The sequence below is a fragment of the Anaeromyxobacter oryzae genome (assembly GCF_023169945.1).
Classification (GTDB): domain Bacteria; phylum Myxococcota; class Myxococcia; order Myxococcales; family Anaeromyxobacteraceae; genus Anaeromyxobacter; species Anaeromyxobacter oryzae.
Window position 1 is genome coordinate 4,240,560 of record NZ_AP025591.1, and the last position, 18,458, is coordinate 4,259,017.

Consider the following 18,458-nt stretch of genomic DNA (forward strand, 5'->3'; position numbering starts at 1 on the left):
GTGGGCTCAGGCGATGGCGCGGTCCGCGAGGGGCACGATCTCGCGCGACGAGACGCGCAGGAACCGGGCGAGCAGCGAGGCCGCGACGGCGGTCAGGCCGAAGCAGAAGCCGCCCCAGAGCCCCGTCACCCCATACCCGAGCCCGAACCCGAGCAGGATGGTCGCGGGGAGCCCCACGACCCAGTGGCCGAACACGTTCGCGATGAAGGTGAACCGCGTCTCGCCCGCGCCGCGCAGCACGCCGGCGCCGACGCCCTGGATGCCGTCGGAGATCTGGAAGAGGGCGGCCACCCGGAGGAGCGGCACCGCCGTCGCGACGACCTGCGCGTCGTCGGTCATGAGCCGCGCGAGCGGGCCGGGGAAGAGCAGGAACACGAGCGCGGACGTCGACATGAACCCGGCGCCGCCGGAGAACGCCGCGAGGCCGGCGCGGCGCGCGCCGATCCGGTCGCGCGCGCCGACCGCCCACCCGACGCGGACCGAGCCCGCCTCGCCGAAGCCGACCGCGAAGGTGAACGTGAGGCTCGCGATGGAGATGGCGAGCTGGTGCGCCGCCATCGCGTCCGCGCCGAGCCGGCCGGCGAGGAACGCGACCGTCGCGAAGATCCCGACCTCCGTCCCCATGTGCAGCGCGATGGGGCCGCCGACCCGGATCGCCGCGCGCACGTCGGGCCAGGCGGGCCGGCGGTGGCCGCGGCCCGCGCGCGGGAACGGCACGCGGGAGATGGCGAGCACGAGGATCGCCGACTGCACGACCATGCAGAGGGTCGTGGCGAGCGCGGCGCCTGCGGCGCCCATCGGCGGCACGAGGCGCAGGGGGCCGAGGGCGGCCGGGAGCGACGCGCCCCCGAAGACGAGGAGCGCCACCGCGGGCACGTTCAGGAGGTTCGCCGCGACCACCGCGATCACCATGGGCCGGGGCAGGCCGTGCGCCTGCAGGTAGGCGCGGGCGACGAAGTAGAGGAGGAAGAGGGGCAGCCCGGGCAGTCGCAGCCAGAGGTAGCGCCCCGCCTCGCGCGCGACGCCGGGCGGGATGCCGAGCCGGACGAGGACGGACGGCGCGACCGCGAGCGGGACCGCCAGGAGGAGGGAGGTCGCGCCGGCGAGCCAGACGCCCTGCCAGAGGAACCGGCGCGCCCGGCCCGGTTCCCCCGCACCGAGCGCCTGCGAGACGAGCGGGTCGACGCCGTGCATGAGCCCCATCCCGAAGACGCCCACGGCGAAGAAGAGGGCGTTCCCGAGCCCGGTCCCCGCCATCGCGACGGGCCCGGCGCGCCCCACGACCGCGGTGTCCACGACGCCCATGAGCGCCTGGCCGCTGGCCGCGATGGAGAGCGGCAGCGCGAGGCGCACGAGGGCGCGGAGCTCCGCGCGGAAGGGGTGAGGCGAGGTCATCGGGGCGCGCGAAGATATCCGAGGGTACGGAGAGGAGCGAGCGGTGGGCGGCCCGTGAATTGCTAATGGGAACTTGCAGCCAAGCGGGATTGACCCTTACGGGGGGCCTGCCTGGCGCAAGTGCAGTGCTGGATAGACAAATTCGATAACAACCACGGCCGCGTGTGCGCGGAGGTGGGGTCGCCACTCGACTCGCCGACGACGATCTGCTTTCCTTCGCCGCCTTTCACGGACCGCCCCCTCAGATGTCCCAGGCTCCATCACCCCAGGATCTCCCTGCTGCCGACGCGAAGCCGGCGCCGACGCCCGGCGCCGGCGAGCTGCCCGCCGCGACGCCGTCGCCCGTGCCGCACGGCCACCGCCCGAAGCCGAGGGGGAAGGCCCTCGCGGCGCTCGCCCTCGGCGCCCTCGGCGTCGTCTACGGCGACATCGGGACGAGCCCGCTCTACTCGCTGAAGGAGTGCTTCACCGGCCTCCACGGGGTGGCCCCCACGCCGCCGAACGTCCTCGGGGTCCTCTCGCTCGTGGTCTGGGCGATGACCTTCGTCGTGACGTTCAAGTACCTCTCGTTCGTGATGCGCGCCGACAACCGGGGTGAGGGCGGGATCCTCGCGCTCATGGCGCTCGTCGGAAAGACCGAGACCACGCGCGCCGGTCGGCGCGTCCTGCTGATCCTCGGGCTGTTCGGGGCGGCGCTCCTCTACGGCGACGGCGTCATCACGCCCGCGATCTCGGTGCTCGGCGCGGTGGAGGGCGTCACCGTCGCCGCGCCGGCGCTCGGCCACCTGGTGGTGCCGATCACGGTCGTGATCCTGGTGCTGCTGTTCCTGATCCAGAAGCGCGGGACGGCGACGGTGGGCGCGGTGTTCGGGCCCATCATGCTCGTCTGGTTCACCTCGATCGCGCTCCTCGGGATCCGGGGCATCACCCACGACCCGTCGATCCTCCTCGCGATCTCGCCGGTGCACGGGATCCGCTTCTTCCTCGCGAACGGCTGGCAGGGGTTCCTCGTCCTCGGCGGCGTCGTCCTCGTCATCACCGGCGGCGAGGCGCTCTACGCGGACATGGGCCACTTCGGGAAGCGCCCGATCCGCCTCGCGTGGCTGGCGCTCGCGATGCCCGCGCTGCTCCTCAACTACCTCGGCCAGGGCGCGCTGCTCCTCCACGACCCCACCGCCGCGACGAACCCGTTCTACCTGCTCGTGCCCTCCTGGGGGCTCTACCCGATGATCGGGATCGCGACGCTGGCCGCGATCGTCGCGTCGCAGGCCCTCATCTCCGGCGCGTTCTCGCTCACGCAGCAGGCGGTGCAGCTCGGGTACTCGCCGCGCGTCACGATCCGTCACACGTCGTCGTCGGAGATCGGGCAGATCTACATCCCCGAGGTGAACTGGGCGATCGGCGTCGCGTGCGTCGCGCTGGTCCTCGGGTTCCAGACCTCCTCCCGCCTCGCTGCGGCGTACGGCATCGCCGTCACCGGGACGATGATGGTGACGACGCTCCTCTTCCACCGCGTCGCGCGGGATCAGTGGCACTGGTCGCGGCCGAAGGCCTGGCCGCTCACGGCGCTCTTCCTCTCGGTGGACGTGGCGTTCTTCGGGGCGAACCTCATCAAGTTCGAGGACGGTGGCTGGTTCCCGGTCGCGGCCGCGATCTTCGTCTTCACGCTCATGTCCACCTGGAAGCGGGGCCGAGACGCGCTCGCCCTCATGCTCCGGGAGTCGGGGCTCCCCCTCGACTTCTTCATGGCGGACATCGGGCGGAAGAAGCTCCAGCGCGTCTCGGGGACCGCGGTCTTCATGACCTCGAACCCGGGGGGCGTGCCGCCGGTGCTCCTGCACCACCTGAAGCACAACAAGATCCTGCACGAGCGCGTGATCCTCGTGTCCCTCATGACCGAGGAGATCCCGTTCGTCCCGGATCGCGAGCGGGTCTCGACGCGCGACCTCGGGAGCGGCTTCTTCCAGGTCCTCGCGCGCTACGGGTTCATGGAGACGCCGGACGTCCCGGCGATGCTCGACTCGCTCCCGACGCGGCCGCTCGTCGGCGGCGGGCCCCGCATCAAGATCGTCCCGATGGAGACGACCTACTACCTCGGGCGGGAGACCTTGCTGCCGAACGGCCCGTCCGCGATCTGGGGCTGGCGCAAGCGGCTCTTCATCGTGATGGCGCGCAACGCCCAGACGGCGAGCTCCTTCTTCGGTCTCCCCCCGAACCGGGTCGTCGAGATGGGCGCGCAGATCCAGCTCTGATCCGGCGGCCGGAGCGCCGTTCCCATGCGCTGGCCCCACGCCCTCCGGTCCCTCGAGAAGCGCGACCTCCGGCTGTTCTTCGGTGGCCAGCTCGTGTCCCTCGCGGGCACGTGGATGCAGTCCGTCGCGCAGGCGTGGCTCGTCTGGAGGCTCACGCGCTCCTCCGAGATGCTCGGGCTGGTGAACTTCCTCGGGAGCGTCCCGGTCTTCTTCCTCGGCGTCTGGGCCGGGTCGCTCGCGGACCGGCTGCCGCGGCGGCGGATCGTCCTCGCCACGCAGACCAACGCCATCGCGCAGTCGGTGCTCCTCGCGATCCTGACGCTCACCGGCACCGTCCGGCCCTGGCACGTGATCGTGCTCGCGGCGATGCTCGGCCTCACCTACGCCTTCGAGATCCCGGCGCGCCAGGCGCTCCTCGCGGACATCGCCGGCGAGGACATGCCCAACGCCGTCGCGCTCAACTCGTCGATCGTGAACGCGGCGCGCGCGGTGGGGCCCGCGCTCGCGGGGCTGCTCGTCGCCGCGGTGGGGGAGGGGATCTGCTTCCTCCTCAACGCCCTCTCCTTCGCCGGGACCTACTACGCGCTCCTGGTGATGCGGCCGCCGCCGCAGCCGGCGCACACGGGCAGCCGCCGCGCCCACCTGCTCGCGGGGCTCGCGTACGCGGGGCGCACGGCGCACGTCCGGGCGCTGCTCGCGCTCCTCGCGGTCTCGAGCTTCTTCGCGATGCCGTACGTCACGCTCTTGCCGGTGGTCTCGTCGGAGATCCTCCACGGCGGCGCCTCGCTGTACGGCGTCCTCCTCGGCGCCGCCGGGATCGGCGCCCTCGTCGGCGCGGTGGGCCTGCTCCTGCGGCATGGCCTCCGCGGCCTCGGCCGGCGCGTCGCGGTCGGGACGACGCTCCTCGGCGCGGGCGTGCTCGTGCTCGCCCTGTCGCGGAGCCCCGCGCTCTCCATCGCGGCGCTGGCCGTCACCGGCTTCGGCTTCATCACGCAGATGGCAGGGACGATGACGCTCCTGCAGGGGCTCGCGCCGGTGGACCTGCGCGGCCGCGTGATGGGGCTCTTCTCCACGCTGTTCGTGGGCGTGACGCCGTTCGGCTCGCTCGCCGCCGGCCTCGCCGCGAGCCGGGTCGGGACGCCGCACACGCTGGCGGCCGGCGCGCTCGTGGTCCTCGTCGCGAGCGCCGTGTTCCACGTCGCCCTGCCGCGCCTGCGCCGCACCGTGCTCGCCGAGCACCCGACGCTCTTCCCGCCCGTCGCGAGCTGACCGGCCGCGTCCCGTTCCCCGCGGGCCGAGGCCCCGGGGAAAGCACGTCCGGCCTCGAAGGGCGAGGCGGAGCGGGGCACCGCCTGCCCGGCCGGGCCCGCGTCTGCGCTCGACCCGCGGCCGCGCGTCGGGTACGTACAGCCCTTCCCCCATGCACCTCCGCAGCCCGCGCTCGCCCTGGATCGCCTTCTCCGCCATCGCGGTCGGCACGTTCATGGCGACGCTCGACGGCAACATCGTGAACGTCGCGCTGCCCACCATCGGCGCGCAGCTCCACGCCACGATCGATCGGCTCGAGTGGGCGGTGACCGCGTACCTCCTCGCCATCAGCGCCACGCTGCTCACCATGGGCCGCGCCGCCGATCTCGTCGGGCTCCGGACGGTGTACGTCGCGGGGCTCGTCGTCTTCACCTTCGGCTCCGCGCTGTGCGGCGCGGCTCCGAGCTTCCCCGCGCTCGTCGCGGCGCGCGTGTTCCAGGCGGTCGGAGCGAGCGCCACGATGGCGGTGGGTCCCGCGGTCGTCACCGCGACGTTCCCGGCGGAGCAGCGCGGTCGCGCGCTCGGCGCCGTGGGCACCGTCGTCGCGCTCGGTCTCACCGCGGGGCCGCCGATCGGCGGCCTCATCCTCGCCCACCTCTCCTGGCGCTGGGTGTTCTACGTGAACGTGCCCGTCGGGATCGCCGGCGCGGCCTGGGCGGCGCGAATCCTGCCGCGCCGCCGCCCAGGGTTCCACCCGCCGTTCGACGGGCCGGGCGCGGGGCTCCTCGCTCTCGCGCTCGCGTCGCTGCTGGCGGCCGTGGACCGGCTCGTGCACCCCGACGCGATCGCGGTGGCGCTCCTCGTGGTCGGCGGGGGCGCGGCCGCCGCGCTCGCGTGGCGCGAGCGGCGGGCGCCGTCCCCGCTCGTCGACGGCGCGCTCTTCCGGAGCCGGCCCGTCTCGCTCGGCCTCCTCGCCGGCCTGCTCTCGTACGCGGCGATGTTCTCGCAGACGTTCCTCACGCCCTTCTACCTCGCGCGCGTCCTGCACCTCCCGCCGGGGCGACTCGGGCTCGCGCTCTCCGCGGTGCCCATCGCGCTCTCGGTGGCGTCGCCGCTCTCCGGGTGGCTCTCCGACCGGATCGGCGCGCGCGTGCTCCCGGTCGCCGGCATGGTGATCCTCGCCGCGGGCCTGGTGCTGCTCTCCGCCGCCGGCGCGCACGATGCGCTCGCCTCGGTGATGGCGCGCCTCGCGGTCTGTGGGGTCGGGATGGGCCTCTTCCAGGCGCCGAACAACTCGGTGGTGATGGGGTCGCTCCCGAGGCAGCGGCTCGGCTCCGGCGGCGGGCTCCTCGCGACCGCCCGCAACGTCGGGATGGGCATCGGCGTCGCGCTCGCGGGGAGCCTCTTCGCGCTCCGCGCCGGGAGCGCCCCGGCGGGGCCGGCGTTCCTCTCCGGCTACGCGCTCGCGCTCCGGACGGGCGCCGCGCTCGCGATCGCCGCGGCGGCGTGCTCCGTCGTCCGCGCGGAGGCCAGCCGGAGCGCGGGCGAGGAGCGCGCCCCCGGTGCGGGCGCAGAGGCCGGGCGTCCGACGCCCGAGGTCTGAGGCCGCCCGTGGTGAGCCTGTCGAACCATGCGCTCGCGGTCGGCCCGTCGACGGGCTCGGGGCGAACGGCCACGCCGGCAGACGGCTCCGTGGGCCGCCCGCTGGACGCCGGTTCAGCGTCTGCTAGCATGCCCGCGTGATCGTCCTAGGCATCGATCCCGGCTCGCGGCGCTGCGGCTTCGGCGTCGTCGAGCGGGAGGGCGCGCGGCTCCGGGTCGTCGAGTCGGGCGTGCTCGAGCCGGGGGATCTCCCGATCGCGGTCCGCCTGGGCCGGATCCTCGACGGCCTCGACGCCGTCATCGCCCGCGCGCGCCCGGCCGAGGTGTCGGTCGAGGCGGTCTTTTGCGGTGCATCGCCCCGCTCCGCCCTCGTGCTCGGCCAGGCCCGCGGCGTCGCCCTCGCGGTCGCCGCTCGCGCCGGGCTCCCCGTCTTCGAGTACGCGCCCGCCGAGGTGAAGCTCGCCTTCACCGGCAACGGGCGCGCCGGCAAGGACCAGATGCTCCGCACCGCCCGCATGCTCCTCGGCGCCTCGCCCGACCTCTCCGACGAGGCCGACGCGCTCGCGCTCGCCGTCTGTCACCTCGCCCGCAGGCCGCTCCGGCTCGCGACCGCCGCCGGGAAGCGCGGCGCCGCGTCCGCCCTGGCCCGGCTCGTCCCCGCGCGCCGGGATCACCGCCGGAGCGCGCCGTGATCGCCCGGCTCACCGGCAAGGTCTCCGAGAAGTCCGACGACCACGCCATCGTCGACGTGGGCGGCGTCGGCTACCTCGTCCACCTCTCGCAGCTCGCGCTCGCGTCGCTGCCGCCCCGCGGCGAGGCGGTGACGCTCCGGACGTACACGCACGTCCGCGAGGACGCCCTGGATCTCTTCGGCTTCGCGAGCGAGGACGAGGAGGCGGTCTTCCGCGCCCTCATCGACGTGAAGGGCGTCGGTCCCCGCGCCGCGCAGAACATCCTCTCCGGCATCGAGGCGCGCGAGCTCGCGCAGGCGGTGGCGCAGGGCGACGTCGCGCGGCTCACGAAGGTGCAGGGCATCGGGAAGAAGACCGCCGAGCGGCTCGTCGTCGAGCTGAAGGAGAAGCTCGTCGCGCTCGCCCGGGCGGCGGGTCCGGCCAAGGCGCGCCCGGGCGCGGACGCGGTGGAGCAGCTGCGGACGGCGCTCGTGAACCTGGGCTACAAGCCGGCGCAGGCCGACGGGGCGGCGGACGCGCTGCGGGACGGGGCGGAGGGGAAGAAGCTGGACGAGCTGCTGCGGGAGGCGTTGAAGCTGCTCCGGGGGTGACGCCCGGCCGCGCGCGCTCTCCGCGACGGTCAGGGCGAGATGTCGTCCGTCGGCGGATAGAGCGTCGTCACGTCCACCCAGGTGAACGTGTCGCCGCCCTGGAACTTCTCGTACCGCCGCACCGAGCCGCACACGTCCAGCTCGAAGTAGTCCGCGTCCATCGAGTCGTCCATCCGGATGACGGTGATCCGCTCGGGAGGGCAGCGGTGCTCGGACTCGACGGTCGTGGCGAGCCGCTGGCTGACGAGCACGGTGCCGCTGCCGTCGGCCTTCCTCAGGGGGACCGGGGCGCATGCGGCGGAGGCGAGCGCGACGAGCGGGATCCATGCGCGGGACGTCATGAGGGCTCCTGTCCGGGAGAGTGTCGCATCGTCGTCGAGCTCCGGAGCGCGCGTTAATAGAGCTTAACGAATCGTCACGGAAGGTCCATGCGGACCCGCGGCCGGGAGGCGATCGGCGAGTCGGACGAGGTCGAGGCGGTGCAGCAGCCGCCTCCGAACCCCTGGCGCGCCGGCCGCGCCTCGGCCAGACTCCCCGCATGCCCGTCCGCCCCGCGCTCCTCTCCTTCGACGTCTTCGGGACCGTCCTCGACTGGCAGGCCGGCCTGCGAGCGGCGCTCGCGCTGCGCGGCGTCGCGCTCGGCGACGGGGACTTCGATCGCATCGTCGACCGCCAGGGGGTCCTCGAGCAGGAGGCGCCGTTCCGGTCCTATCGGGAGATCGTCGCGCGGAGCCTCGTGGACGTGCTCGGGATGGACCCCGGCGACGCGGACGCGATCGGTCGCGACGCCGGGACCTGGCCGGCGTTCCCCGATGCGCGCGCGGCGCTCCTCCGGCTGCAGGCCCGCGCGCCCTGCCTGGCGATGACGAACTCCGATCGCCGACACGGCGTCGACGTGCAGGCGCGGCTCGGGTTCCGGCTCTCGCGCTGGCTGTGCGCCGAGGACGTCGGCGTCTACAAGCCCGCCCCGGCGTTCTGGTCGGCGGCGGCGGCGGTCACGGGCGCCGCGCTCGGGCCCGCCTGGTGGCACGTCGCCGCGTACGCCGACTACGACCTCTCGGTCGCGCGGTCCCTCGGGCTCACGACCGTGCTCGTCGGACGGCCGCACCGGCGCGTCGGCCCCGCGGACCTGGTCGTCCCGGACCTGCTCGCGCTCGCCGACGTCGTGGACCGGCTCTGGCCGGAGCCGGAGTGGGCCTGACCCGCGCCGAGGCATGACGAGCCGGTCACCCGCGCGTGTTACGCTCGCCGCGGCCATGTCCCCGAAGCCGGTCCGCGACGTCTCCCCGAAGACCCTGGAAGGCGAGGAGCGGCTGGAGCAGTCGCTCCGGCCCGCGACCTTCGAGGATTACGTCGGCCAGGAGAAGATCGTCGAGAACGTCCGCGTGTACGCGGCGGCGGCGCGAGCGCGCGGCGAGGCGCTCGATCACGTGCTCCTCTCCGGACCGCCCGGTCTCGGGAAGACCTCGCTCGCCCACATCCTCGCGCGCGAGCTCGGCGTCACGCTGCACGTCACGAGCGGCCCCGCCCTCGTGAAGAAGGGCGACCTCGCGGGCCTCCTCACCGCGCTCGCGCCGCGCGACATCCTCTTCATCGACGAGATCCACCGGCTCTCCCCCGCCGTCGAGGAGGCGCTCTACCCGGCGATGGAGGACTACCGCTTCGACGTCGTCCTCGGCGCCGGCCTCGGCGCCCAGACGATGGAGATGAAGCTCGAGCGCTTCACGCTGGTCGGGGCGACCACGCGCACGGGCCTCCTCGCGAGCCCGCTCCGCGATCGGTTCCCGATCCAGGAGCGCCTCGAGTACTACGGCGCGCCGGAGCTGAAGGAGATCGCCGTCCGCGCCGCGCGGAAGCTCGCGCTCCCGGTCGAGGCCGCCGGCGCCGAGGAGCTGGCGCGGCGCGCCCGCGGGACGCCGCGCATCGCCATCCGGCTGCTCCAGCGCGCCCGCGATTTCGCCCAGGTGGAGGGGGACGGGAAGCTCACCCGCGAGATCGTCGACCGGACGCTCGCGCGGCTCGAGGTGGACGCTCGTGGCCTCGACGCGATGGACCGCCGGATCCTGGCCTCGGTGATCGACACGTTCGGCGGCGGCCCGGTCGGGATCGACGCCGTCGCGGCGGCCGTGGGCGAGGAGTCGGACACCATCGAGGACGTCTACGAGCCGTTCCTAGTTCGCGAGGGCTTCCTCGCGCGGACGCCCCGCGGGCGCGTCGCGCTCCCGGCCGCGTTCGCGCACCTCGGGCGCGAGAGGCCGCACGGGAAGCAGGGCGGGCTGTTCTAGGCCGCGCGCGCCGCGGTCACCACACCACCCGCCGCGCCTGCGTCGGCCGCCGCCCCATGAGACGCACGAGCAGCCACCCGGCGACGAACCCGCCGATGTGGGCGAAGAGCGCGACGCCGGTGTTCCCGCCGAAGAGGACGGAGAGGATCTGGAGCAGGAACCAGAGCCCGATGAAGAACCCGGCGGGCACCGGCACGATCCGGATGAACACCACGATGATGACGAGGGTCGTCACCCGCGCGCGCGGGAAGAGCACCATGTACGCCGCGAGCACGCCCGCGATCGCGCCGCTGGCGCCGACCATCGGGACGAGGAGGTCGCCCGTCACCGCCGACGCGACCACCTGGACGAGCGCCGCCGCGATGCCGCACGCGAGGTAGAAGACGACGAACCGGACGCGCCCGAGCGCGTCCTCGACGTTGTTCCCGAAGATCCACAGGAACAGCATGTTCGTCGCGATGTGCATGAACCCACCGTGAAGGAACATGCTCGTCAGGATCGTGAACGGCGGCGGGACGATGTCGCGGTACTCGATGTCGGTGAAGGTGAGGATCTCGTACGGCACGAGGCCGCCGCGGAACGCGCTGAGCTGGAGGTTTCGCTCGAGGAACCCGAGCACGTCGCCCGACGCGAAGGCGGCCGGGAGCGCCGGAGCGTCGATCTGCCAGAGGAAGACGAGGACGTTCGCGGCGATGAAGAGGATCGTGACGATCGGCGTTCGTTCGAGCGGGTTGTCGTCGCTGAGCGGGATCACGCCTTTGGGCCTCGGCCGGTCATGCTATAAGGCGCCGCGTTCGAGGTGCGTGTCATCGTGCCGGTCTGACACGCATGTCGCGGCGGAGGCACAGGGCGATCAGGACTCCGACACCCTCCTGGGCCAAACAGGGGCCCAGCGATCCGGGTAGCTGGAAAAAAGCCCAAAGTACCGAGCTCTTAGTAGTATGCGCCGGCGGGGCTGCACGACGGTGCCCAGGCGTTGACTGGCACGTCGATTGCTCAAGTGGGGGTCGCCCGGGCGCCACGCCCAGAGGACGGGACGGACACTCGACATGGCTTACTGGAATCAGCGGACGGTGGCGAAGCGGGTCTCGTGTACGGGCATCGGCCTGCACTCCGGGAAGCCCGCGACGCTGACGCTCGCGCCCGCCGCCTCGGACGCGGGCATCACGTTCGTCCGGATGGATCTCGGCGTCGAGATCCCGGCCCGGAACGAGTTCGTCGTCGACACCACCCTGTCCACCAGCATCGGGTCCGGCAAGGCGCGCGTCTCGACGGTCGAGCACGTGATGGCCGCGCTCCACGGGATGGGCATCGACAACTGCCGGGTCGAGGTGGACGGGCCCGAGATCCCGATCCTCGACGGCTCCGCCGCGCCGTTCGTGTGCCTCGTGCACGAGGCGGGCGTGAAGGTGCAGTCCGCCGGGAAGCGGTACCTCGTCGTCGATCAGGTGATCGAGCTGCGCGACGGCGACAAGGTCGCGCGCCTCGAGCCGTCGGACACGTTCGCGGTGGAGTTCACCGCCGACTTCGGCCACCCGCTCATCACGAACCAGGCGTTCCGGGTCACGCTCTCCGACAGGAGCTTCGAGCGCGAGGTGGCGCGCGCCCGCACGTTCTGCTTCCGTCGCGACATCGAGCGGATGCAGGCGATGGGGCTCGCGAAGGGCGGCAGCCTCGAGAACGCCATCGTCGTCGACGAGTTCTCGATACTGAACCCGGAGGGCCTCCGCTTCCCCGACGAGTTCGCGCGCCACAAGGTGCTCGACGCCGTGGGCGACCTCGCGCTCGCGGGGATGCCGATCGTCGGCGCGCTGATCGCGGTGAAGAGCGGCCACGCGATGAACCAGGCGCTCGTCCGCAAGGTGCTCGCGGATCCGACCTCGCACCGCGTCGTCCGCGTCACCGCCGAGGCGGACGCGCCCGCGATCCGCGCCAACGTGCCGGCCCTCGTCGTCCCGAACGGCCAGATCGCCTAGCGCCGATCCTTCACCTCGTCCGGCATCCTCGAGCGGCCGCGCGTGTCCACACGCGCGGCCGCGCTATCTCTCCGGCGTGCTCGAGCTCTTCCATCGGCTCTCGGAGCCCCACTCCGCCGCCGCGCGCAGGCTCGTCGCCGAGCTCGGGCTCGTGGACCGCGTCGTCTTCCGGAACGTGACCTTCGAGTCGCACCGGGACGCGCTCGCGGCCCGGGGCGGAGCCGCGGCGACCCCGGCGCTGTGGGACGGCGCCGTACTCCACACGGGGCTCGACGCCGTCCGGGCCGCTCTCCGGCGTGCGGCGGCGGCGTAGGCTCCCCACCATGACGGCCGTGCCCTACCCCGCGTCGCTCCCCCCGGCGCCGGAGGCCGTGTTCGACGCGGCAGGGGCGCCGCGGCTCGGCGCGTTCGCCGGCGTGATCCCGCTCGTCGCGCTCGTCGCGCCCCGCGCTCGGGCCGGGCTCCGCGACCGGCTCCGCCGCGCCGCTCGCGCGAAGCGCTGGTTCTACCTGTTCGCGGGCGGCGCGGAGGCGCTCGTCGGCGCGGCGATCGTGGAGGCGGGGCTGTTCGGCGGCGCGTTCGTGTGGGTCCTCGACCGGCGACGCCGCGAGATGGTCGTCGAGCGGTCCGGCGCGGGGCTGCCGAAGGTGAACGCGGAGGTGGGCGCGTCGCCGGCGGAGGGCGCGCGGGCGCGCTTCGACGGCGGCGCGATGGCGCTCCGGGTGGAGCGCACCGGCGCCGCCTGGCGGCTCACTGGCCGGGTACGCAGGCACCTCGAGCTCGACGTCTCGCTCTCCGCAGCCGACGCGCCGCAGCCGTTCACGCTGGTGGCCGCCGTTCCCGGCGCGGGGCCCCGCACGACCCTCAAGGCGGGCGCGCTGCATGCGGAAGGCGCGGCGCGCGTGGATGGGCGGACGCTGCGGCTCGACGGCACCGGCGCGCTCGACTACACGGCCGGCCTCCTCGCCCGGGAGACCGCCTGGCGCTGGGCGCTCGGCACCGGCCGGGACGCGAGCGGCGCGCCGCTCGCGTTCAACCTGTGCGCGGGGTTCGGTGTGCCCGACTGCGACGCCGGCGAGAACGCGCTGCTCGCGCCGGGGCCGGAGCGGCTGCCGCCGGTCCGGTTCGAGCTCGATCCGGCCCGACCGCTCGCGCCGTGGCGCATCGCGGGAGGCGGCGGCGCGGTCGACCTCGGGTTCCTCCCGGAGGCGCTCCACCGAGAGCGCAAGGAGCTCGCGCTCGTGCGCACGCGCTTCGTCCAGGTCGCGGGGACGTTCGAGGGCGTGGTCGCCGGCCGGCGCGTCGCGGCGCTGCCCGGGGTCGTCGAGGATCACTGGGCCCGGTGGTGATGCGCTCGCGAGAGCGGCGGAGACGCGGGCCCGGGGCGCGAGCGAGCGCAGGGGCACGCGGATGAGCGTGCCCCCGCGCCGTCCCGTCAGTGCATTCCGGTGTGGCCGGAGTGGTCCGGCGTCACGCCGCCGGATGGGTGGATGGTGCCGCGCCAGGCACCCGTCTCCATCGTGCGCTCCTCCACGAAGCGCTTGAACCGCTCGAGGTCCCCCTCGACCCGGCGCGACACGAACCCGAGCATGTCGCCGACCTTCTCGACGACGCCCTGCGGATCGTACTCGAGCGCGAGCGTGACGCGACACCGGTCGCCCTCGAGCGGCGTGAACGTCACGACGCCGGAGTTGATCGCGCCGCGCGTGTGCCGCCAGGCGATCTGCTGGTCCGGGATCTGCTGGACGATCTCCGCCGTCCACTCCTCGTCCTTGCCGCCGATCTTCGCCTTCCAGTGGAGCGTCCTGTCGTCCATCTGGTGGACCTCGTCGACGCCCTCCATGAACCGCGGGAAATCCTCGAACTGCGTCCACTGGTCGTAGACCATCCGGAGCGGCCTATCGACCTCGATGCTCTTCTCGACCCGAGCCATGTGTCCCCCCTGGGAGGTTTCCACCGGAAGCCTTGCCACGGCGGCCCCGGATGGCACGGGCAGGCGCCTCCGCTCGCGTCCGCCCCAGGGCGTGACCAACGTGGACTCGTGCGCGACGGGGGAGCAGGGCGGGCGCTCGCGATCGGACAGGGTGCGTTCTACCTGGCGACGGGCGTCTGGCCGCTGCTCGACGAGGCGAGCTTCGAGGCGGTGACCGGCCCGAAGCGCGAGCCCTGGCTCGTGAAGACGGTGGGCGTGCTCGTCGCCGCGATCGGCGCGACGCTCGCCGCAGCGGGAGTCCGCCGCTCGATCACGCCCGAGGTCGCCGCGCTCGGCGCGGTCACCGCGGCGGGCATCGCGGTCGTCGAGGGTTGGTACGCGGGGCGGCGCCGGCGGATCTCGCCCATCTACCTCGCGGACGCGGCGTTCGAGGCCGCGCTGGCCGCCGCCTGGGGTATCGCCCTCGCGCGCCGCGGCGGGACCGACGAGCGGCGGGCGCGCCGGCGGAGGGGCGGGGCATGACGGGGACGTGCGAGGTGTGCGGGAACGAGTACGAGCGCGCGCTCGAGATCACCGCGGGCGGCAAGCGCCACGTCTTCGACAGCTTCGAGTGCGCGATCCAGGCGCTCGCGCCGCGGTGCGCGCACTGCGCCTGCCGCATCATCGGCCACGGCGTGGACGCCGGCGGCCGGACCTATTGCTGCGCGCACTGCGCCCATCACGCCGGCGCCCGGGAAGGCGTGCCCGAAGACGCCTGACATCGCCCCGAGCCCGGAGCGGCGCGCCCCCCGGTCGCCCTGAGCGTGGATGGGATGAGAAGGCCGCCCTCCGCGGAGTCGAAGGGCGGGTCGCCGCCTCAGGCCGGCCGCGCCTGCGGGACCCGCGGCGGCGACTTCACCGCGCGATCGATCATCCGCTTCGCGAACGCGGTCCCGGCCGCGACCGCCACCGCCGTCACGATCTTGTTCGGGATGCTCGGCTCGGCCGCGACGCGGTCCGGGTGCTCGACGAGGCGGGCCAGGGCCCGACGCGTCTCGCGGATCCGCGTGGACGGGCGCCGCCGCTCGCGCCGCGACCGCACCGCGAGCGCGATGAGCCCGCCGAGGACGAGCGCGGCCGCGCTCGCCGCCACGGCGACGACCACCGGGTGACGTCGCGCCTGGAGCCCGAGGTCGAACGCCTCGTGCCGGCGCCGGTCCAGCTCCGCCACCAGCGCGCCGAGCTCCCCCCGGATGCTCTCGATCTCGCCGGAGACCCGGCGCACGTCGCCCCCCCCGGGAGACCCGTTCTTCACGCGATCTGGTCCTTCGCCCATCGCACGTTCTCCTGGAGAGACCGCCGCGTCGTGTCGAGCGGCTTGCGGACGCGCTTCGCCCAGCCCCACAGGCCGATGCCGGTGCCGACGGCGAGGACCACCGCCGCGACGATCAGCGCGGCGGCCCACCCCGGCAGGACCTCGGCCTCCATGAGCGCGAGCACGATCGCGGTGAGCAGGAGCTGGACGGTGAAGATCGCGCAGAGCCCCGCCGCGCCGAGGCCGCTCGCCATCTTGATCTCGGCGCGCAGGTCGGCGCGCACCTCGGCCTTCGCGAGCTCCACCTCCTTGCGGACGAGGGTGCTCGCCTTCCGGGCGACCTCCGTCACGAGGTCGCGGGTCGGGAGCTCGCGCAGTCCCGCGCCGCGCGGCGGCGGCGGATGGGTCGGGATCCCCGGCCGGTCGTTCGCGTTCATCGTCCCCCCTCGGCCCACCGCCGATCCTCGCGGGCGCACGAGACAAGGTGCTCCCGCGACCGGCCGCGCGCACCGTACGGCCGCGGGGGGCGCGGGGCTCTCACCGCGCGGGTGCGCGGGCGAGCTCCGCCGCGCCGGGCAGGCGCTGCATGAGCGTGAGCACCGGCTCGAACAGGTCTCCGCCGCGCTCGACCCGCCGGAGGACGTCGCGCGCCTCGAGGACCAGGCCCGCGGCGCGGCGGGACCGGGCGGCCTTCTCCACCTCGGTCCAGCGGACCGGCGCCGAGACGGTCGGCCGGGCGCGGGCGCGGAGCGAGTAGACGCAGACCGTGGTCTTGTGCGGGTCGTTCTGGCTCCAGTCCACCAGCACCTTCCCCGCGCGGAGCGACTTCGCCATCCGCTCGACGACGAGGCGGGGGTGGCGCTGCTCCAGCAGGCGGGCGACCGCGTGCGCGAACGGCTTCGTCTCGTCGTACGACGTCGGCCGGTTCAGCGGGACGTACACCTGGAGCCCCTTCGAGCCCGACGTCTTCGGGAACGACTCGAGGCCGAGCGCGCCGAGGAGGCGCCGGAGGAGGAGCGCGACGTCGCAGCACGCCACCACGTCCGCCGGGGGGCCGGGATCGAGATCGAAGGCGAGCACCGTCGGCCGGCTCATGCTGCGCGCCAGCGACAGCGAGGCGTGCAGCTCGAGGTCGGCGATGCTCGCGAGCCACACGAGCGAGGCGAGATCGTCCACGACGCAGTGGTCGATGAACGCCTGGTTCCCGTCGCTCCAGACCGCCTCGGTCCGGAACCACGATGGCCGGTGCCGCGGGCAGCGCTTCTCGTAGAAGAACGGCCCGGCGACGCCGTCCGGATAGCGCTTCAGCGTGAGGGGACGGCCGCGAAGGTGCGGGAGGAGCGCCGGCGCGATGCGCGTGTAGTAGTCGACGAGGTCACGCTTCGTGAAGCCGGCCTCGGGGTAGAAGACCTTGTCCAGGTTACGGAGGACGATGCGCCGCCCCGCGACGTCGACCTCGATCGCCCCGCCCCTCGCCACGTCGCCGCTCCTACGCCCGCTTCTTGCGCGCCCGCTTCGCCCGCGCGGTCCGGGCCGCCGCCTGGGCGGGGTGCCGCCGGGCGCCGTGCGCCGGGCGGCGGTGCTCCTCGGCCGCGCGCGGCGCGCCGTCGTGCCCCTCCGCGCCGCGCCGCCGGGCCGCCGCGAGGCTCGCCGACAGCGCGTCCGCGAGGCTCACCACCTGCGCGGGCGCCTCCTCCGCCTCCGGCGCCTCGATCGTCTGGCCCTCCGCCTTCTTCTCGACCAGCTCGAGGATCCGCTGCCGGCGCAGGTCGGGGTAACGCTCGGGCTCGAACGGGCCCGTGAGCGAGGCGACCAGCTGCTCCGCCATCGCGAGCTCGCGCTCGGAAGGCTTCCCCCCGGCCTCCGGCAGCTCCAGCGACGACACCGGGATCACCTCGTCGGCCCGGTTCATGGTCGAGAGGGCGAGCGCCTCGCCCTCCGCCGGCCGCACGCAGCAAAGCGACTCCTTGGTCCGGAGCACCGCGGTGGCGATGCCGACCTTCCCCGCCCTGCGCATCGCGTCCCCGAGGAGCCGGTAGGCCTTGGCCGCGCTCCGGTCCGGCACGAGGTAGTACGTGCTCTCGAAGAAGACCGGGTCGATCTCGGAGAGGTCCACGAAGTCGTGGATCTCGACGGTGCGCGTGGCCTTCGGATCGTACTTCTCGAGCTCCTCGCGGGTGACCGTCACGTACCGGTGCGACGCGACCTCGAAGCCCTTCACGACGTGCTCGTACGGGACCTCCTCGTTCTCCACCTCGCAGAAGCGCTTCAGGCGGATCCGCCCGCCGTCCTTGTCGTGGAGCATGTGGAAGTGGACGTCCTTCTGCGAGACCGCGGTGAAGAGCTTCACCGGGATGTTCACGAGCCCGAACGTCAGCGCTCCGCTCCAGATCGCCCTCGGCATGCGCAGCCCCCCGGGCGAACGATCCGTCCCCGGACGGGCGGAGGCAACGCGGGGTTCTCCGCGCGCTCCGGCGGCCCCAGATTCTCGGAGGAGGTACGGGATGCCGGGCAAGCGAAGGGACGAGCCGCGGAAGGACGCCGGGGACGCGCCGCGCACGGATCTGCCGCCGACCAGGGAGCCGTACGACGACGGCTACTTCGGGACGGGAGAGGAGGAGGGGGTCGAGCGTGAGCGCGAGGCGCCGGACCCGGGAGAGAGCGGCGAGCGCTAGCTCGCCGTGGCGCCGGGATCGCCGTCGGCGGACGCCTCCACGTCGACGCCGAAGTAGCGGAAGATCCGGAGCTGGTGCTGTCGCAGGCCGCGCATGAACAGCCGGTGGTCCGCGCCCGCCAGCCCGTGCGCGAGCGTAGCGACGCCCAGGTCGGCGAACTCGCGGACGAGGCTGAAGTCGAGGACGAGCTCGTGATCGTGCTCGCCCTCCAGGCGCTGCGCCAGCTCGAAGGCCGAGGCCCGGTCGAAGGTCCCGCACAGGCGGATGACCGTCCGGTCGCCCTCGTGCTCGCTGTGGAACGTGCAGCTGCTCTCCGGCATGGCGCTCCCTCCGGACCCCGGCGCGCCCGTGCCGACGCGCAGGCACCAGACCGTCGCTCGCCGCGTCGTCAGGACTCCCCGGCGCGATCCTTCTCACGCGAGCGACGCGCCGCAACGCCGTAGTGGGGGACCGCCCGCAGGGTCACCGCGCGCGTACCGGCCCGGGCGCCATCCGAGCGCGGCGGGTCCGGCGAGG

General features: G+C 73.9%; 22 protein-coding genes. 13 read left to right on the forward strand and 9 right to left on the reverse strand.

The features are described from left to right. Nucleotides 1-6: 6 nt before the first annotated feature. On the reverse strand, nt 7-1,395 hold the full coding sequence (locus tag AMOR_RS18520; RefSeq protein ID WP_248353148.1) for an MATE family efflux transporter: 1,389 nt from the start codon (nt 1,393-1,395) through the stop codon (nt 7-9). Nucleotides 1,396-1,640: 245 nt separating this feature from the next. Here AMOR_RS18520 and AMOR_RS18525 point away from each other — a divergent pair, with 245 nt between their 5' ends. The 5 genes from AMOR_RS18525 to ruvA all read left to right on the forward strand — a co-directional run bounded on the left by AMOR_RS18525 (nt 1,641) and on the right by ruvA (nt 7,779). Continuing rightward, a complete protein-coding gene (locus tag AMOR_RS18525; protein ID WP_248353149.1) occupies nt 1,641-3,647 on the forward strand; it encodes a potassium transporter Kup in 2,007 nt (668 codons plus the stop codon). A gap of 24 nt (nt 3,648-3,671) precedes the next feature. Beyond that, complete coding sequence (locus AMOR_RS18530) at nt 3,672-4,916, forward strand: MFS transporter (RefSeq protein WP_248353150.1); 1,245 nt, start codon at nt 3,672-3,674, stop codon at nt 4,914-4,916. A 151-nt stretch (nt 4,917-5,067) separates the two neighbouring features. Beyond that, nucleotides 5,068-6,498 carry an MFS transporter gene (locus tag AMOR_RS18535; RefSeq protein WP_248353151.1) on the forward strand — a complete coding sequence of 477 codons (1,431 nt, stop codon included), beginning with the start codon at nt 5,068-5,070 and terminating at the stop codon, nt 6,496-6,498. A 136-nt stretch (nt 6,499-6,634) separates the two neighbouring features. After that, nucleotides 6,635-7,189 carry a crossover junction endodeoxyribonuclease RuvC gene (gene ruvC, locus AMOR_RS18540; RefSeq protein ID WP_248353152.1) on the forward strand — a complete coding sequence of 185 codons (555 nt, stop codon included), beginning with the start codon at nt 6,635-6,637 and terminating at the stop codon, nt 7,187-7,189. Beyond that, the gene (ruvA, locus tag AMOR_RS18545; protein WP_248353153.1) at nt 7,186-7,779 is read left to right on the forward strand and encodes a Holliday junction branch migration protein RuvA; all 594 of its coding nucleotides are present in this window, start codon (nt 7,186-7,188) and stop codon (nt 7,777-7,779) included. Before ruvC ends, ruvA begins: the two co-directional genes overlap by 4 nt. A 29-nt stretch (nt 7,780-7,808) precedes the next feature. Here the strand turns inward: ruvA and AMOR_RS18550 are convergent, their stop codons facing one another. Further along, entirely contained in the window at nt 7,809-8,120 is a 312-nt protein-coding gene (locus AMOR_RS18550; protein ID WP_248353155.1) for a hypothetical protein, read from the reverse strand. Nucleotides 8,121-8,317: 197 nt separating this feature from the next. Between AMOR_RS18550 and AMOR_RS18555 the strand changes: the two genes are divergently transcribed. Next, nucleotides 8,318-8,980, forward strand: a complete 663-nt coding sequence (locus AMOR_RS18555) for an HAD family hydrolase (RefSeq protein WP_248353156.1) — start codon at nt 8,318-8,320, stop codon at nt 8,978-8,980. A gap of 55 nt (nt 8,981-9,035) precedes the next feature. Next, on the forward strand, nt 9,036-10,064 hold the full coding sequence (ruvB, locus tag AMOR_RS18560; RefSeq protein WP_248353158.1) for a Holliday junction branch migration DNA helicase RuvB: 1,029 nt from the start codon (nt 9,036-9,038) through the stop codon (nt 10,062-10,064). Between the two features lie 16 nt (nt 10,065-10,080). On the opposite strand, the gene AMOR_RS18565 is transcribed toward ruvB, so the two are convergent. Continuing rightward, the gene (locus tag AMOR_RS18565) at nt 10,081-10,818 is read right to left on the reverse strand and encodes a rhomboid family intramembrane serine protease (protein ID WP_248353159.1); all 738 of its coding nucleotides are present in this window, start codon (nt 10,816-10,818) and stop codon (nt 10,081-10,083) included. A gap of 295 nt (nt 10,819-11,113) precedes the next feature. Between AMOR_RS18565 and lpxC the strand changes: the two genes are divergently transcribed. The 3 genes from lpxC (at nt 11,114) to AMOR_RS18580 (ending at nt 13,389) form a co-directional block, all read left to right on the forward strand. Further along, nucleotides 11,114-12,040: a UDP-3-O-acyl-N-acetylglucosamine deacetylase gene (gene lpxC / locus AMOR_RS18570; protein ID WP_248353160.1), complete on the forward strand. Its 927-nt coding sequence runs from the start codon at nt 11,114-11,116 to the stop codon at nt 12,038-12,040. Between the two features lie 76 nt (nt 12,041-12,116). Next, nucleotides 12,117-12,353 carry a hypothetical protein gene (locus AMOR_RS18575; protein ID WP_248353161.1) on the forward strand — a complete coding sequence of 79 codons (237 nt, stop codon included), beginning with the start codon at nt 12,117-12,119 and terminating at the stop codon, nt 12,351-12,353. Nucleotides 12,354-12,363: 10 nt separating this feature from the next. Then, entirely contained in the window at nt 12,364-13,389 is a 1,026-nt protein-coding gene (locus AMOR_RS18580) for a DUF2804 domain-containing protein (RefSeq protein ID WP_248353162.1), read from the forward strand. A gap of 86 nt (nt 13,390-13,475) precedes the next feature. Here the strand turns inward: AMOR_RS18580 and AMOR_RS18585 are convergent, their stop codons facing one another. Further along, nucleotides 13,476-13,973: an SRPBCC family protein gene (locus tag AMOR_RS18585; RefSeq protein ID WP_248353163.1), complete on the reverse strand. Its 498-nt coding sequence runs from the start codon at nt 13,971-13,973 to the stop codon at nt 13,476-13,478. A 108-nt stretch (nt 13,974-14,081) separates the two neighbouring features. Between AMOR_RS18585 and AMOR_RS18590 the strand changes: the two genes are divergently transcribed. Continuing rightward, on the forward strand, nt 14,082-14,495 hold the full coding sequence (locus tag AMOR_RS18590; protein WP_248353164.1) for a hypothetical protein: 414 nt from the start codon (nt 14,082-14,084) through the stop codon (nt 14,493-14,495). Beyond that, the gene (locus tag AMOR_RS18595; RefSeq protein ID WP_248353166.1) at nt 14,492-14,731 is read left to right on the forward strand and encodes a hypothetical protein; all 240 of its coding nucleotides are present in this window, start codon (nt 14,492-14,494) and stop codon (nt 14,729-14,731) included. Before AMOR_RS18590 ends, AMOR_RS18595 begins: the two co-directional genes overlap by 4 nt. Before the next feature lie 98 nt (nt 14,732-14,829). Here AMOR_RS18595 and AMOR_RS18600 read toward each other — a convergent pair whose 3' ends face one another. From AMOR_RS18600 to ku, 4 genes are all read right to left on the reverse strand, one after another. Beyond that, nucleotides 14,830-15,288, reverse strand: a complete 459-nt coding sequence (locus AMOR_RS18600; protein ID WP_248353168.1) for a hypothetical protein — start codon at nt 15,286-15,288, stop codon at nt 14,830-14,832. Continuing rightward, a complete protein-coding gene (locus AMOR_RS18605) occupies nt 15,264-15,704 on the reverse strand; it encodes a phage holin family protein (protein WP_248353169.1) in 441 nt (146 codons plus the stop codon). Before AMOR_RS18605 ends, AMOR_RS18600 begins: the two co-directional genes overlap by 25 nt. Before the next feature lie 100 nt (nt 15,705-15,804). After that, nucleotides 15,805-16,746 (reverse strand): non-homologous end-joining DNA ligase, encoded by a 942-nt coding sequence (gene ligD / locus AMOR_RS18610; RefSeq protein ID WP_248353170.1) that lies wholly within the window; start codon nt 16,744-16,746, stop codon nt 15,805-15,807. A gap of 10 nt (nt 16,747-16,756) precedes the next feature. Next, nucleotides 16,757-17,671 carry a non-homologous end joining protein Ku gene (gene ku / locus AMOR_RS18615; protein WP_248353171.1) on the reverse strand — a complete coding sequence of 305 codons (915 nt, stop codon included), beginning with the start codon at nt 17,669-17,671 and terminating at the stop codon, nt 16,757-16,759. A gap of 100 nt (nt 17,672-17,771) precedes the next feature. On the opposite strand from ku, the gene AMOR_RS18620 reads away from it, so the two are divergent. After that, entirely contained in the window at nt 17,772-17,942 is a 171-nt protein-coding gene (locus AMOR_RS18620) for a hypothetical protein (RefSeq protein ID WP_248353172.1), read from the forward strand. On the opposite strand, the gene AMOR_RS18625 is transcribed toward AMOR_RS18620, so the two are convergent. Further along, a complete protein-coding gene (locus AMOR_RS18625) occupies nt 17,939-18,262 on the reverse strand; it encodes an STAS domain-containing protein (RefSeq protein WP_248353173.1) in 324 nt (107 codons plus the stop codon). The two genes, AMOR_RS18620 and AMOR_RS18625, sit on opposite strands and share 4 nt — an antisense overlap. Between the last annotated feature and the right edge of the window lie 196 nt (nt 18,263-18,458).